Source organism: Nostoc sp. (assembly GCF_036917355.1).
In the GTDB taxonomy this organism is placed as follows: domain Bacteria; phylum Cyanobacteriota; class Cyanobacteriia; order Cyanobacteriales; family Nostocaceae; genus Nostoc.
On sequence record NZ_JBALDP010000062.1, the window covers coordinates 167,560 to 182,867 of the forward strand.

General features: G+C 44.4%; 12 protein-coding genes and 1 riboswitch. Of the genes, 4 read left to right on the top strand and 8 right to left on the bottom strand.

Annotated features, from left to right (window positions below):
* The first annotated feature begins 60 nt into the window (after positions 1-60).
* Positions 61-2,166 carry an acylase gene (locus V7K53_RS19100; protein WP_335199167.1) on the top strand — a complete coding sequence of 702 codons (2,106 nt, stop codon included), beginning with the start codon at positions 61-63 and terminating at the stop codon, positions 2,164-2,166.
* Positions 2,167-2,717: 551 nt separating this feature from the next.
* Complete coding sequence (locus V7K53_RS19105) at positions 2,718-2,933, top strand: hypothetical protein (RefSeq protein ID WP_335199038.1); 216 nt, start codon at positions 2,718-2,720, stop codon at positions 2,931-2,933.
* 56 nt (positions 2,934-2,989) lie between these two features.
* On the opposite strand, the gene thiC is transcribed toward V7K53_RS19105, so the two are convergent.
* From thiC to V7K53_RS19120, 3 genes are all read right to left on the bottom strand, one after another.
* A complete protein-coding gene (thiC, locus tag V7K53_RS19110; protein WP_335199039.1) occupies positions 2,990-4,363 on the bottom strand; it encodes a phosphomethylpyrimidine synthase in 1,374 nt (457 codons plus the stop codon).
* Positions 4,364-4,371: 8 nt separating this feature from the next.
* A riboswitch (TPP riboswitch) is annotated at positions 4,372-4,468 on the bottom strand.
* Between the two features lie 77 nt (positions 4,469-4,545).
* Positions 4,546-5,538: a 2-hydroxyacid dehydrogenase gene (locus tag V7K53_RS19115; protein WP_335187600.1), complete on the bottom strand. Its 993-nt coding sequence runs from the start codon at positions 5,536-5,538 to the stop codon at positions 4,546-4,548.
* A 198-nt stretch (positions 5,539-5,736) separates the two neighbouring features.
* Entirely contained in the window at positions 5,737-6,609 is an 873-nt protein-coding gene (locus V7K53_RS19120) for a phosphodiester glycosidase family protein (RefSeq protein ID WP_335199040.1), read from the bottom strand.
* Positions 6,610-6,975: 366 nt separating this feature from the next.
* Between V7K53_RS19120 and V7K53_RS19125 the strand changes: the two genes are divergently transcribed.
* Together V7K53_RS19125 and V7K53_RS19130 are read left to right on the top strand one after the other, a co-directional pair.
* Positions 6,976-7,203, top strand: a complete 228-nt coding sequence (locus V7K53_RS19125; RefSeq protein WP_335199041.1) for a hypothetical protein — start codon at positions 6,976-6,978, stop codon at positions 7,201-7,203.
* Positions 7,204-7,290: 87 nt separating this feature from the next.
* Entirely contained in the window at positions 7,291-7,899 is a 609-nt protein-coding gene (locus tag V7K53_RS19130; protein ID WP_335199042.1) for an rRNA large subunit pseudouridine synthase E, read from the top strand.
* A gap of 35 nt (positions 7,900-7,934) precedes the next feature.
* On the opposite strand, the gene lnt is transcribed toward V7K53_RS19130, so the two are convergent.
* From lnt to V7K53_RS19155, 5 genes are all read right to left on the bottom strand, one after another.
* Complete coding sequence (gene lnt, locus V7K53_RS19135) at positions 7,935-9,527, bottom strand: apolipoprotein N-acyltransferase (RefSeq protein ID WP_335199043.1); 1,593 nt, start codon at positions 9,525-9,527, stop codon at positions 7,935-7,937.
* Positions 9,508-12,120, bottom strand: a complete 2,613-nt coding sequence (gene gyrA / locus V7K53_RS19140; protein WP_335199044.1) for a DNA topoisomerase (ATP-hydrolyzing) subunit A — start codon at positions 12,118-12,120, stop codon at positions 9,508-9,510. The genes lnt and gyrA overlap by 20 nt, the downstream gene beginning before the upstream one ends.
* A gap of 152 nt (positions 12,121-12,272) precedes the next feature.
* Positions 12,273-13,577 (bottom strand): chloride channel protein, encoded by a 1,305-nt coding sequence (locus V7K53_RS19145; RefSeq protein WP_335199045.1) that lies wholly within the window; start codon positions 13,575-13,577, stop codon positions 12,273-12,275.
* A 174-nt stretch (positions 13,578-13,751) separates the two neighbouring features.
* A complete protein-coding gene (locus V7K53_RS19150; RefSeq protein ID WP_335199046.1) occupies positions 13,752-14,156 on the bottom strand; it encodes a hypothetical protein in 405 nt (134 codons plus the stop codon).
* 188 nt (positions 14,157-14,344) lie between these two features.
* Positions 14,345-15,214 carry a zinc metalloprotease HtpX gene (locus V7K53_RS19155; protein WP_335199047.1) on the bottom strand — a complete coding sequence of 290 codons (870 nt, stop codon included), beginning with the start codon at positions 15,212-15,214 and terminating at the stop codon, positions 14,345-14,347.
* Positions 15,215-15,308 lie beyond the last annotated feature (94 nt).

Sequence of the window (15,308 nt, forward strand, 5' to 3'; positions counted from 1 at the left end):
TACAAGTGCCCAATAAGCAGTTTCAGTCACCAAGTGTTACATCTGTAAATGGTGGTGTTCATGAGGATTGATGGTTTACTTAAGGTTTACAAACGAAAATCAATACGCGTTTTACCTTTAATACTCAGCTTGATACTGGTTTTGTTTGTTGGAAGCCGCACTATGGCTGTACCAACAAAATCCACAGAGATATTATGGGATACCTATGGTGTGCCGCACATCTACGGCAAAGATAACCAGAGTGCATTTTATGCCTTTGGTTGGGCACAAATGCAAAGTCATGGAGATTTACTTTTGCGTCTCTATGGTCAAGCACGGGGACGCGCGGCCGAATATTGGGGAGAGGAATATCTGGAGTCAGATCGTTGGGTACAGACTGCGGGAGTACCAGAACGCGCTCATTCTTGGTACAAAGCACAGAATCCAACTTTTCGTAGTTATCTTGATGCTTTTGCTGCTGGGATCAATGCTTATGCAAAACAAAATCCGAAGTTAATTGACGATCGAGTTGAGGCGGTGCTACCAGTCAAGGCAGAAGATGTCATGGCTCACTTACATCGGGTACTCAATTTCACCTTTGTGGTTAATCCAGAGTCAGTATTAGACCTGAGCAAAGAAAAGTTGCAAGCAGGATCTAATGGTTGGGCGATCGCACCAAGTCATTCTGCCAATGGGAATGCCATGTTGTTGGCAAACCCACATCTACCTTGGTCAGATTTATTTTTGTGGTATGAAGCCCAAATCACCGCACCAGGGATTGACGCTTATGGGGCAACACTTGTAGGTATTCCTGTATTAGCGATCGCCTTTAACAACAACTTAGGTTGGACTCACACCGTTAACACCTATGATGGTTGGGATGTTTATGAACTTACACTGGCAGGAAATGGTTATCGCTTTGATGACAAAATTCGTAACTTCCTTTCTAAAACTCTTTCCTTAAAGGTGAAGCAGAAAGATGGCTCCTTGCAAGAGCAACCATTAGTAGTGAAAAGTTCTGTCCACGGGCCTGTGTTCGTCGAGAAAAATGGTAAAACCGTGGCATTGAGAGTTGCAGGCCTTGACCGACCAAGTGTACTCCAAGAGTGGTGGGATATGGCACGAGCAAAAAACCTTGCCCAGTTTGAAAAAATACTCCAGCGCTTGCAATTGCCAATGTTTACGGTGATGTATGCGGATCGAGAAGGGCATATTATGCACCTATTCAATGGTCAAGTTCCAGTACGCTCCTTTGGTGATTTTAAATATTGGCAAGGCATAATCCCAGGAAATACATCTAAAACCTTGTGGACAAAAATTCATCCTTACAAAGATTTACCGCGTATAGTTGACCCTAAGAGTGGCTGGTTGCAAAATACAAATGACCCACCTTGGACAACTACATTTCCAGCCGCCATTAAAGCAGATAATTACCCACCTTACATGGCTCCTCGTTTTATGGATTTCCGCTCTCAACGTTCTGTAAGGATGTTGGCTAAGGATGACAAAATCTCTTTTGATGAAATGGTTGCAGACAAGCATTCTACCCGTATGGAACTGGCAGATCGGATTTTGGATGATTTAATTACAGCTGCACGCAAATATGGTCAGGACTTAGGACAAAAAGCAGCTAATGTTCTAGAAGCGTGGGATCGGCAAGCCAATGCAGATAGTCGCGGGGCTGTATTATTTGCCTTTTGGGTAAAACAGATAGACTTAGATAAGACGTTTAATAAACCCTGGAATGAAAATTATCCACGCACCACACCCGATGGTTTAGCTAATCCTGAAAGTGCAGTTGCAACTCTGCAAGCAGTTGCAGCAGAGATAGAAAAGACTTATGGGGCGCTTGATGTACCGTGGGGCAAAGTTTTTCGGCTACGGTTGGGTGATGTAGATTTATCTGCCAATGGTGGAGATGGCAACCTGGGAATTTTTCGTGCGCTCGATTTTGCTCCCGCAGCAAACGGTCAGTTCCAAGCCGTTGCAGGTGATTCCTATGTGGCTGCAATTGAATTTTCCAACCCTATACGGGCAATGGCACTTACCAGCTACGGTAACGCAACTCAACCCGGATCGCCCCACATTAGCGAGCAGTTACAGATGTTTGCCAACAAAAAATTGCGTACTGTGTGGCGCGATCGCTTAGATATTCTTGCTCATCTAGAAGAACATAAAATATTCTGAGGTCAATAGTCCAATACGGTTCAGTTGGGAGCATCCACTTTTGGAAGAAACACCGGGCGATTGGAAATCGCGGCTACACAAACGTTCGCCCTTGGCGTTCCCGAAGGGTAGTCCGCCTACGCGGACTCTTTGAAACCCGCGCAGGCGGGTTTAGTTTGTATAGCTCCAGACTTCACTTCTCTTCGCGTAGCGTGCGCCTTAGCGCAGGGCAATCCGCCAAAACGGGATGCTCCCAAGAATTCGAGCGCTAATATTACCATTAGAAATATCGGCTATATCATCAGGTTAAAATTACCGCATATAACTAGATATTTTTGCCTAATTATCAACAGTAAATATCTCAAAGTCTTATTTTATCGTACAGACTAGCTAATTTAAAATGATTGCATTTACAGGCTACAGCCTAGCTACACAAAGGCTTTGACTGTTTTCGGAGATATCTAGAAATAATTTGGTGATATCTAATTCTACTCAAACAGACATAAGTTAATTTTATATATAAGCTGATAACATCTCTACTCAAGCAACAATCAAGTTCATAGAAGCTTTATATGATGCTGTTAGCTGTGGTAAATCCGCTCATAACCTACATGAACAGCTTTTTCTGTGCCCCTACAGGATGGTCTATTTACGTGAAAATAGCTTTAAGGATAATTGTAGGCTGGGTAGAGCGATCGCAAAACCTAACCTTATATTTTGCGAGAAGCAAAACTATTTTGTCTCATTCCCAGTTTCCGGCTGGGAACGAGGTTTTAAAAGAGTTTTAACTTATATTTGATACCAGTTACAGCGGTTTTTCGACTTTTGCAAAAGGTCTAATCTGTTAGCTTTGTGTTACAGCCTCTTTCGCTAAGAACTTCTCTAATTCTGTCAGCGCATCAGCATCAACCTTAGTTTGCATCGGGCAGAACTTAGGCCCACACATCGAACAAAACTCAGCAGTTTTATAGATATCTGCTGGCAAAGTTTCATCGTGATATTCCTTAGCTCTTTCTGGATCGAGTGATAATTCAAACTGACGGTTCCAATCGAAGTTGTAACGCGCCTTAGAAAGTTCATCATCTCTATCTCTTGCACCAGGGCGATGTCTAGCAATATCAGCCGCATGAGCCGCTATTTTATAGGCAATCAACCCATTCCGCACATCTTCGGCGTTTGGTAGACCCAAATGTTCTTTGGGTGTTACATAGCACAGCATTGCAGTACCGTACCATCCAGCCATCGCGGCTCCAATGGCTGAAGTGATGTGATCGTAACCGGGAGCAATGTCTGTCACCAATGGCCCCAACACATAGAAAGGTGCTTCGGAACACTCTTCCATCTGCTTACGGACGTTGAACTCAATTTGATCCATTGGGACGTGTCCAGGCCCTTCCACCATCACCTGTACATCATCTTCCCAGGCTTTGCGAGTTAGCTGTCCGAGGGTTTTCAATTCAGCTAATTGTGCTTCATCGGAGGCATCATGGGTGCAACCAGGACGCAGGGAATCTCCTAAACTGAAGGAGACATCGTACTTTTTGAAAATCTGAATAATATCTTGAAAGTGGGTATAAAGCGGGTTTTGTTTGTGGTGATGTAGCATCCACCGCGCCAAAATCCCGCCGCCGCGAGAGACAATACCAGTGAGCCGGTTTCTCACCAAAGGCAAATGCTCAAGCAAAATCCCTGCGTGGATAGTTTGATAGTCTACTCCTTGCTGGGCGTGCTTTTCGATGATATGAAGAAAATCATCAGCAGTCAGATTTTCAATTGTGCCGTGAACACTTTCTAAAGCTTGGTAAACCGGTACTGTACCAATGGGAACAGGTGAAGCCTTGATGATTGCGGTACGAATTTCATCCAAGTTACCGCCGCCTGTGGACAAATCCATCACGGTATCAGCGCCGTACTTCACCGCCAGATTCAGCTTATCCACTTCTTCTTGAAGATTAGAAGAGTTGGGGGAAGCACCGATATTAGCATTTACCTTACATTTAGAGGCGATGCCAATAGCCATCGGCTCTAGATTAGTGTGATTAATATTCGCGGGGATAATCATTCGTCCCCGTGCTACTTCCTCACGAATGAGATCGGCCGGGAGATTTTCCCGTTGGGCGACGTAGTGCATTTCTTCGGTGATAACACCTTGGCGGGCGTAGTGCATTTGAGATACATTAACCTGCCCACGTCGTTTAGCAACCCATTCAGTCCGCATATTGTACATTCCTCAATAAACAGCTTCCCTCCGCTGGTATTACCCAGACTCAGGTGTTAAGGGTGTGATCTCAGCCTCGTTATGTAGGCACCCCTAGCATGGATGTAGTGTAGCACCTTGGTTATATCTAGGAGCAAGGGTGTTAACAATTTATGAGGTAATACAATTTTGGATTTTAGGATTTAGGCGCGAATTTCATTTGCACAAGCACGACCTTGTTCAACATCGGTAATATTAGCAAAAGTTGTTTCGGCAATGTTGTAGAGAGCTTCTGCTGTAAAAAAGGCTTGATGTCCGGTAATCAGTACATTGGGGAACGTTGTCAGACGCTGGAAAATATCATCTTGAATAATTTCCCCAGACAAATCCTCAAAGAACAATTCTGATTCTTGTTCGTAGACATCTACAGCAAGATAGCCAATTTTACCAGATTTCAATCCCTCAATTACAGCTTGGGTATCAATCAGCGCTCCTCGACTAGTATTAATTAGCATCACACCTGGCTTAATCTGTTCTATAGCCTCAGTGTTAATTAAGTGATGGGTTTCAGGAGTTAGAGGGCAATGCAGGGAGATAATATCGGAATTGGCAAATAGCTCAGGTAGTTCTACATACTTTCCACCTAGCGCCTCCAATTCGGGATTGCGATAAACGTCATAGGCGAGTATGTGACAGCCAAACCCCTTCATAATCTGTCCTAAAATCAGACCGATTTTGCCAGTGCCGACAATCCCGACTGTACGCTCATGTAAATTAAATCCCAACAGTCCATTTAAAGAAAAATTGCCTTCTCGGACACGGTTATAGGCATGATGAATTTTGCGATTTAGGCTTAAAATCAACCCTACGGCGTGTTCTGCTACCCCATAAGGTGAATAGGCGGGAACACGCACAACGGTAATTCCTAAGTCTGCTGCGGCTTGTAAGTCTACATTGTTAAACCCCGCACAGCGAAGGACAATCAGACGAGTTCCCCGTGAGGCGAGAAGTTCTAAAGTTGGGGCATCAACCTGATCGTGGACAAATACACAAACTGCGGGAAATTCGGCAGCAAGGATAGCCGTATCCCGATTTAAACGGGGTTCAAAAAATACTAACTCGTGTTGGATGGGAGAATTTGCAGCTAACAAAAACTTCCGATCGTAGGCTTTTGTACTGAAAACTGCTACTTTCATGCAAAACCTCAGACTTTATGTATGCTGCACGTTGTTCGAGTACATAATACCTTGACGTTTAGAAAAGCGATGTCTACAACGAGCGTAGCTGCGGCATTTTTGAATATTTTTAATCGGTACTTTGGCAATGGCAGTTAAATAAGCGATGTCTACGACGGGCTACGCCTACGCACTCCAGCACTTCTCAATTAAAAGCTTTTAACGACTAGGTATGATAGGGCGATCGCCTTTCTGAAACTTGCTCCATGATTGTTGTAAAGCAGCAGGAGCAGGATTCTTAGCATCATAAACAACAATCACATTAGTTAGTGGGCGTCCGGCGGGGACTAAAATTTTACCGTTAGCAGCAAAAGCTTTCGATGCACCACCATCTAAATTCATTGCTTCATGACAGCCGATTGCTTTCATTGCTTGCGCTTCTTGCTGTAAAGTTAATCCACTATCGAAATTGATCAAAAATAGCTTTTTACCATCAGCAGGAAACCCGATCGCAGTTCGTACGCCAGTACCTAAAACACCAGGATCTTTAAATCCTTCAACATCCGGCCTCAGCCAAATTTGTCCTTGTCTCAACAGTCGAGGCCCGCAGGTAATAGACAACCAATGTTGATTCCATTCCGGTTTACCGTCAACCCGTGCTGTCACCATTTCCGGTTTATTACCAGCTCGCAACCCCAAAGTAGTGCCAAAATTTTCCCACTGGCTGTATTTGATAAATCTTCCTGCCGCTACCATGTTACCCATCACTGTTTTCTGGCTATTCTTGGCAAAAAAAGTACCATTAGCAACAACAGCAGCGCGATGACGAGCCACTAGGTTATTAAATTCTTCATCACCACTAGTTTTTTGATTAGTATTAGCCAAAGTTGCATTATTCGCTAAACCAATAGTAATGAAGGTTTTGGGGTCAGTGAGGTCAATAATAGTTTGATAAAAAGAGAAACCATTTACCTTACCTCTCTTTACTTGTACAGTTTGTGCCGCTGCGGGGACTGCCAATGTTAATCCTTGTGCCAAGACAGCACCTCCTAAAAACAAGAAAGACCGTCGGCAGATTTTAGAACTTGGCATAATCAACTCTTCACTATATTGTTCTTATTAGGATGCCCAAATCTTTGGATAATTTCGTCTTGTTCCTAGCCTCCAGGCTGGGAATGTACTTAAAAGAGGCTCTGCCTCTTGTCAAGCTGCTGGAGGCGGTGCCTCTCAGAATGGGTTCCCAGCTCCAGGCTGGGAACTAGTTAGATGCACATAACAAGACTGCCCTCTAGTCCGCCCAAGTAACGGTAGGACTACAGGGGTTAAATACAACAGGTTTCAAGGAAGGTAAAGTACACAACGATTCGTCTCAAAGCCTGATACGAAGAGTATTTTACTCCTGGATTCTGCTGTATAATCCAGCTTCACAAAGAAAAACTATAAGTGAGGAATATGTTTATGAGTAGCTTAATCTTATTATTAATTGGTTTAGGAACATTCTTCTTGGTTTTCAATACTAAAGATGAAATTAATCGCATTACTGCTATGATTAGCGGGACAATTCTTTTGATTTGGGGTTTGGCTCTAGCTCCCTTGTCATTTCAATTACTAATTGAGATTGTTTCAGTTTTAGCAGCTTTCTCTGTTTGTATGCGTTGTTTAGGTTGTGGTTTTAACCGCGATTGATTTTTCATTTGATAATTTATAAGTTTAAAGTAAGATTTATAAATTCTGCTTCTATTGTTAAAAGAGAATTCAGAAGTCAAATGTCCCATGCCTAATCATTATCGATATATTATTTTTTACAAACCATACGGCGTTCTCAGCCAGTTTACAAAAGATGCGCCCACACATAGCACCCTAAAAGATTATATTGATGTGTCTGATGTGTATCCTGTGGGACGCTTAGATTGGGATAGTGAAGGATTGCTGCTGTTAACGAATGATGGACAATTGCAACATCGCCTTGCCCATCCGCGTTTTGGTCATAAACGTACTTACTGGGTACAGGTAGAGCGAATTCCAGATGCAGATGCTATCAAAAGGTTGGAAACAGGTGTGGAAATTCAAGATTATCGCACTCAACCAGCAGAAGTTAGGCTCTTACCAGAAGAACCACAGTTACCCGAACGCACTCCACCAATTAGATTTCGCAAAAATGTACCGACAGCTTGGCTGGAAATGACTTTAACAGAGGGAAAAAACCGCCAAGTACGGCGCATGACTGCGGCTGTAGGGTTTCCAACTTTGCGACTGGTCAGGGTCAGCATCGCTCATCTACAATTAGATGACTTACAATTGGGTCAATGGCGCGACCTTACCGCCTCTGAACTCGATAATTTCAGTAAATCGAAAAGTTTTTCCCCAAAAACCGCCTCATAACAATAATTCGCTAATAATTCCAAAGACTCAATCCGCTAGGGATTTCCAACATTATTAAATTTCTTTATACTGCGAATTACCAGCCAAGCTCCTCCAGAGGAGATTAACAACAACGGAGTTAACCAATCACCCCAACGCACATATAAAGTCTTTGTCTGTCGCCGATAAATTGTTTCAGCATGAGTTTCGTAGGTATTATATCCAGACATCCACAAGGTTTTGCCATGAGGATCTACAAAGGCTGAATATCCGGTATTAGTTGCGCGTGCTGACCATCTATCAGTTTCAATTGCCCGCATGATATCCTGTGCATGATGCTGGAATGGCATAGATGCAGTGTAATGGGCATCGTTAGAAGAACTGACAATAAACTGCCCACCCGCCGCCGCTTGACGACGAAATTGTTCGGGAAAAGCAGATTCATAACATATACTAGCGATCGCTCGACCAAAAGGAGTGTCAAATAGCTGATTTGCTGAACCAGCAACTTGGTGTGCATCCAAAGGCGACAAGCGCTGAACTATTTTCCCTAAAATTCCTTCAAAGGGAATATATTCTCCCAGAGGTACTAGTTTGGACTTATCGTAGCGGCTGACAATTTCACCTTGAGCATTGAAAGTAAACAAGCTAATTGTATAACTATCTCCCCGTTCGCCAAAAGCCCCAATCCAAGCAACTACGCCTTTTTCCTTCACGGCTGCGACTAAGGCCGTTTCCAGCAAATTACGCTGGAAAATAGGTAAGGCTCCTTCTGGGGTCAGGACTGCATCTACACCTTGACTTGCTAAAGTTAGATATCCATTGGTGTAATTTTCTTGGGCGCGACGAAACCCTTCGGAACTTCGTAAAAGTCGGTTCGGGATATTACCCTGAACAATCCCCACTTTTAAGGCCGCTTCTGGTACTTGAGCAATGGGACGGCTGTATAAGATAAAACCTATGAGGTGTAGGGTAATTAATAGTCCTGTGGCGGTAGCTAAGTATTTATTAACGAACCGCATAGGCACAGAGGACATCTTGATATCTTGTCGGTTTATATACGCTTCAGCAATTAACCCATTAACAGCAACGATCGCTGCTGTCACAGTATTAGGCCCAGACAGTTGACCCAGATGTACAATTACAAGATTATGCGGACTTTGTGTGTAAGCAAGGGAACTCCACCACAAAGGCCCGGCACTCCACAGACTCTCTAAGCCACACCAGACAGCTGTACCAATCAGTACACGTAGCCACGGTTTTTGTCCGGCTAGGCGAACCATAACAGCCGCCCAAATAGTAAGGAATACTCCACCCAAGACACTGATAAATCCCCAACAAAAAAGCGTGATTGCCAAGCTTGGCAACCAAGGAACGCCCAACCATGTCATCGGATGAATTCCGGTAATCCAGAATAGGGCGACACCGTGAAAACCAATACCCCATAGGAAAGCCGGGGGGAATTTGTTTTTACCTTTGGCTGAAGTGACAACTAGCACCCATAAGGGAACTATGGCAATCCAAGCCAGTAACCATGCACCTACTGGGGCTACGGTTAGCCCCATTAAAATGCCGCTAGCGAATGCAATCAAATAGGGGAGTAAGGCGATTAACCTCTCCCCCTGCTTTTTATTCTGCTTCTTCTGCATCGACAGCATCAGGTGGAACTATTGCTACTCCGGTAATAGCGTCATCTTCATCTAAACGCTGCACTCTCACTCCAGTTGCCGATCGCGATTGGATAGAAATCGCATTCACTGCTTGACGAATGATAATACCGCGATTTGTCACCATCATGATTTCATCATCATCATTATTGACAATGCGTAGGGTTGCTAGCTTGTCTTTAGTTTTGCGGTTTTTGAACTTGGTTGCCATTAAACCCTGACCAGCTCGATTTTGCAGCCGGAATTGAGCAACTGGTACGCGCTTACCATATCCACCCATTGTAATTACCAACACCCAAGGGCCAACTACGCCACTGCTAGGCACTTCTGCGGACTCTTCAGTAATTTCGGTAATTTCGATATCTTCTGTTTCAATTGCTTCGATTGTTTCGATATCTTCAATTTCTGCTTCTGTAACATCCAAAGTTTCAAGAATTGCTGCGGGGAGAATATCCATACCCACTAGCTCATCTTTATTTTTCAGCTTCATGGCTTTTACCCCACGAGTCGCCCTACTTAAAGGACGTAGTTGTTCGTGGTTGCACCGGAAGTTAATCGCCATCCCGTTACGAGAACCAATGATTACACTGTCTTCGACTCTGGCGCGTCGCACCCAGCGCAGTTGGTCGCCTTCTTCTAAGGAAATGGCAATCAAGCCATTGGCGCGAATGTGACTAAAGGCTGCCAATTCGGTTTTCTTGATATTGCCGCCCTTAGTGAGCATGACCAGATATTCTTCGCTGCTAAACTCGTCAACCGGTACAATTGAGGTGATTTTTTCCTCTTTGGGAATCGGTAGCATTTGGACAATTGGTGTGCCGCGACTGGTACGCGAACTCGCGGGAATTTGATAAGCTCTCAGGCAATAAACAACACCACGCTCGCTAAAGAATAAAATACTGTCGTGATCGCAGCAAGTCAAAAAATGCTCAATGGTATCATCATCTTTCACCTTGGCTGCGGCTTTACCTCTGGTAGCACGGCTTTGGGCTTCAAAGGTGTTAACTGGCATCCGTTTGATGTAGCCTTGCTCTGTCACCAGAATTATCGCTTTTTCATTGGCAATGAGGTCGCGATCGTCTAATTCCCCTTCCCCTGGTAAAATCACCGTGCGGCGGGGTGTGGCGAAATTAGTTTTGAGTTGCCCGACTTCAGTTTCAATGATTTCTAGCACTCTCTCCCGACGAGCTAAAATATCTTGCAAGTCGGTAATCTTCGCTTGTAATTCTTCGTGTTCTAGACGAATTTTATCTGCTTCTAAAGCAGTCAAGCGCCGCAATTGCATTTGCAAAATCGCATCTGCTTGCACTTCTGAGAGTCCGTAAGTTGTGATTAATTCGCCTTTAGCTGTGGGTGCATCGGGCGCATGGCGAATTAAAACAATAATCGGATCTAACTGAGATAGGGCAATTAATAACCCTTGGAGGAGATGATCGCGTTCTTCAGCTTTCCGCAGTTCGTAGCGGGTGCGTCTGGCTATGGATTCGATGCGGAAATCCAAGAAGACGGTTAAGAACTGCTTGAGGGTGAGTACTTGGGGTTCGCTATTCACCAACGCCAGCATATTTGCGCCGAAGTTGGCTTGCAGTGGCGTTTGCTTGTAGAGGTTGTTCAGCACGACGCGGGGATAAGCATCACGCTTGAGTTCGATGACAACTCGCATCCCGTCGCGATCGCTTTCATCCCGGATATCTGCAATCCCTTCTAGACGCTTCTCGTTCACCATTTCGGCGATTTTTTCAATCAGCGCCGCTTTATTGGTTTGATAGGGCAATTCGGTGATGATAATTGCTTCTCTATCTGGGCGTCCCCGTTGTTCAACGGTTTCAATGTTGGCGACACCACGCATGGTAATAGAACCACGTCCGGTAGTGTAAGCTTCTCGAATGGCAGATGTTCCCAAAATCTGCGCCCCAGTTGGAAAGTCTGGGCCGTGGACATACTGCATTAATTCCAGGTCGGTGATTTCTGGATTGTGGATTACAGCCACCAAAGCATCGATCAATTCGCCCAAGTTGTGCGGCGGAATGTTGGTGGCCATGCCCACGGCAATCCCAGAGGAACCGTTGAGCAATAACTGGGGAATCCGTGCTGGTAAAACTGTGGGTTCCTGCTGGGAACCGTCGAAGTTATCGGCAAAGTCTACGGTTTCATACTCGATGTCGTGAAGTAAACCAGCACTAGTTAAAGCTTGCAAGCGACATTCGGTGTACCGCATCGCGGCTGGCGGATCGTTGTCTACCGAACCGAAGTTACCATGCCCGTTAACTAGGGGCGAGCGCATGGAAAAATCCTGCGCCATCCGCACCAAGGCATCATATACTGCCGTGTCACCGTGGGGGTGATATTTACCCAATACTTCCCCCACTACACGGGCGCATTTCTTAAAGGGGCGATCGTGGAGCAGACCTAGCTCGTGCATTGCGTAGAGAATGCGACGATGCACAGGTTTTAGACCATCCCTGGCATCTGGCAACGCCCGACCCACTATCACGCTCATGGCGTATTCCAGATAAGACTGCGACATTTCGGTTCGCAAGTCAATCGGGATAATCCTCTCCTGTGAGGTTGTCATAACCTAAAAATCTCCAAAAATCGTAGATTTTAGCTTTTTTACTCAACAAAGCGCAAAATTATTCTAAATTGCTCTTGAATAATTGCTATAATTTGATACAATCTTAGCATATATTGCTTTTTATTGCCTGGGCAGCTAACTCAGGCAATTGTTCAATCCGTAGCTTCTCTCTGGGATTTGAGTTGAGATGCGATCAGAGGAACTTTAGGGGCAAGAAAAAATCCCACCAAACTGGCAAAAAGGATTGGCGTAAAGGGACTCAAGTTAGTCAGTTTTGATAGTAGCAAAGTCGTACTTATCGGTGTGCGGGTTACGGCTGCGTTGACAGCCGCCATTGTACAAATCATGGCAAGGGCAGGATCGAGTCCCGGAATTAAGACTGCGACTGCTTTACCAATGCAAGCACCAGTGAAAAATAGGGGAATGATGAATCCACCGCGCCACCCACCTGTTACCGTAATGCTAATGGCAGCCATTTTCCCAAGAGCTAGAGTTAAGAGAAAAACAGCACTAAAGTTAGCAGTCAGGACTGAATCTAACTCTTCATGTCCAAAATAACGGGTAAGGGGTAATAAAACTGCTAAAATGCCAAGTCCCACTCCTGCTAGTGTTGTGCGTACATAAATGGGAACAGGAGTTGGTGAAACAGCTTGCCAAAAGGCATCGCAGCCGCGAAAAATGCCCATAAAAATCCATCCCGCCACCGCCCCGATAATTCCAAACACGATCGCGATCGCAAAATCATCAATCCTTTCTAAGTGATACTGAGGAAAATGCCAAGTGGGGGCAATACCCAAATGTGTAATTGCTGCAAACACCAGATAGCTAGCGCAACTCGAAACAATGGCTGGCATTAAGGCTTCGTAATATTCCACAATATGCTCGTGGTGCAAAATCTCCAAAGCGAAAATTGCACCGCCAAGAGGTGCGCCAAACAAGGCAGTGAAGCCAGCCGCCATTGCTGCTAAACTCATGGTTCTCAGGTCTTCACCTTGGAGTTTTAAGCGATCGGCAATCCAAGTACCAAAAGAACCTGTTACCTGTACCAGTGGCGCTTCTGGGCCAGCACTACCGCCTGCCGAGATGCTGACTAGAGAAGCAATAATCATTGAAGGATTTTTGCGAACATCTAGGCGTCCGCCACGAAAATGAATATTATCAACAATCACGGCGATTTCACCGGGATTTCCCAAAAAATGAATCACTAGACCAATAACTAAACCGCTAAGTGGCATCACTATCAGCAGGCTAAAACCCTCAAATCGCTGGAGTCTGTGAGTTAAAAACTCTAGAATATTCCAGTACAACGCCGCAAATAGACCACCAGCAGTTCCCACGATTATCCAGCGGATAACCCACTGCGAAATCATTAGGGGATTACGCTTTACCAGTCCAAAAAGTTGAGCAAATGTCCAGCGTTGAGTTTGATTGGTGGCGGGGGGCTTGTTTGGTAACACTGCTTATTTCCTATTTGTGAAACCTAGAGTACTGAATATTTACGCTTTTTATGGTAAAGGCTATTTAGTTTAGTGAATCATTTTTGGTCTACAAATAGCGATATTTTTGACTAGCCATAAAAAGGGGCGTACAGATGTACGCCCCTAAAATATTTATCTGCGATTGCACCCTCTTTAACGAGAGTAAGGATTATTGAAGGTTTCCCAAGCAGCTTTTACAGCCTTTTGCAGGCGAAAGTTAAAGTCTACTAAGTCTTTCATTAATAAGTGCCAGTTTCTCTTAGCTTCATCTTGAATTACCGCCCAAGAGTTTTCTAAGCGATCGCGTTCCATCAATTTCCTTCCTTCAATTAATTCCCGTGCTTGACGCACAACTTTCAAATAGGTTTCACGGGTGAGAGTACCTGCTGAATCAGCCTCAGCTTGAGCGCGTCTTTTTAGCGCCTCAATTAATGCTTTGGTTTCGCGCTTCACCTCATCAGTTTCACCAGCCATTTCGGTTTCCACTAATTTGTCGGTTTCAGAACTTATTTTTACAATTACTATGGATTCAGTAGATTCGATATTGTTAGAATTCATACTTAAAACATCCTTAATTGCAAAGTTTACTCTCCAATAAGTATTGCACCCTGTATTAATAGTCATTTATTTCAAAAAGGACAAATGACTAATACTTCTCTACGAGAGTCTACGCCAACGACTACGCGGTATTTGAATCTCGACTTCGCTCGATTACCGCGTAGTCGAAACTCAGTACAAATGACAAATTAATAAGTTTTTGTTGGCAGTTGTTGTTCTAATTTTAGCAATGCTGCAACTCGCATTTCTGTCGCCGGGTGACTGGAAAATAAGTTACCCAAAAACTGTCCAGAGATGGAATTGATAATTAATAACGGTTCATAAGCTGGATTAGCATTTAAAGGCATTTGCTTCGCTGAAGCTTCTAAGCGTTGCAATGCCCTAGCTAAGGCGCGGGGATTACCAGTTAATTTAGCAGAACCTGCATCAGCAGAAAATTCTCGTGTGCGCGAAATTGCTAGCTGAATAATTGTCGCAGCCATCGGCGCAAGTATAACTGTTAATAAAACTCCTATTGGATTTCCACCTCTGTTATCATCTCGCGAACCACCGCCAAACCATAGGCTATAACTAACCATTTGGGCTAGAAATGAGATCGCACCAGCCACAGTAGCAGCAACGGCTTGTGTCAAGGTGTCACGATTAATAATATGGGTTAGCTCGTGGGCAATAACGCCTTCGAGTTCATCGTCTGGCAATATATTTAGAATACCTTCGGTGACTGCCACAGCAGCGTGTTCTGGATCGCGCCCTGTAGCGAAGGCGTTAGCACCTTGGCTTGGAACAATATAAACTTTAGGCATAGGAATGTTAGCGCGATCGCTCAATCTCTGCACCATCCGATAAAGTCCTGGTGCTTCCCTTTCACTTACAGGTTGCGCCTGGTATACTGCTAGGGCAATTTTATCTGATTGATACCAAGAAAACAGGTTGGTTGCTGCTGCCAAGCCAATCCCGATAATCAAGCCACTATAACCACCAATTACCCAGTAACTAATTGTTATCAAAAGACCACTTAATGCAGCTAGCAAAGCAGCCGTTTTCAATTGATTTGTCATGTTTTTGCTCTCCTGCTAATGCTGTGTAAATTTTTGAGAAAACAGCATTACTTCAGCTACATTTTGATTTTATCCAGCTAAACTTAGATATATG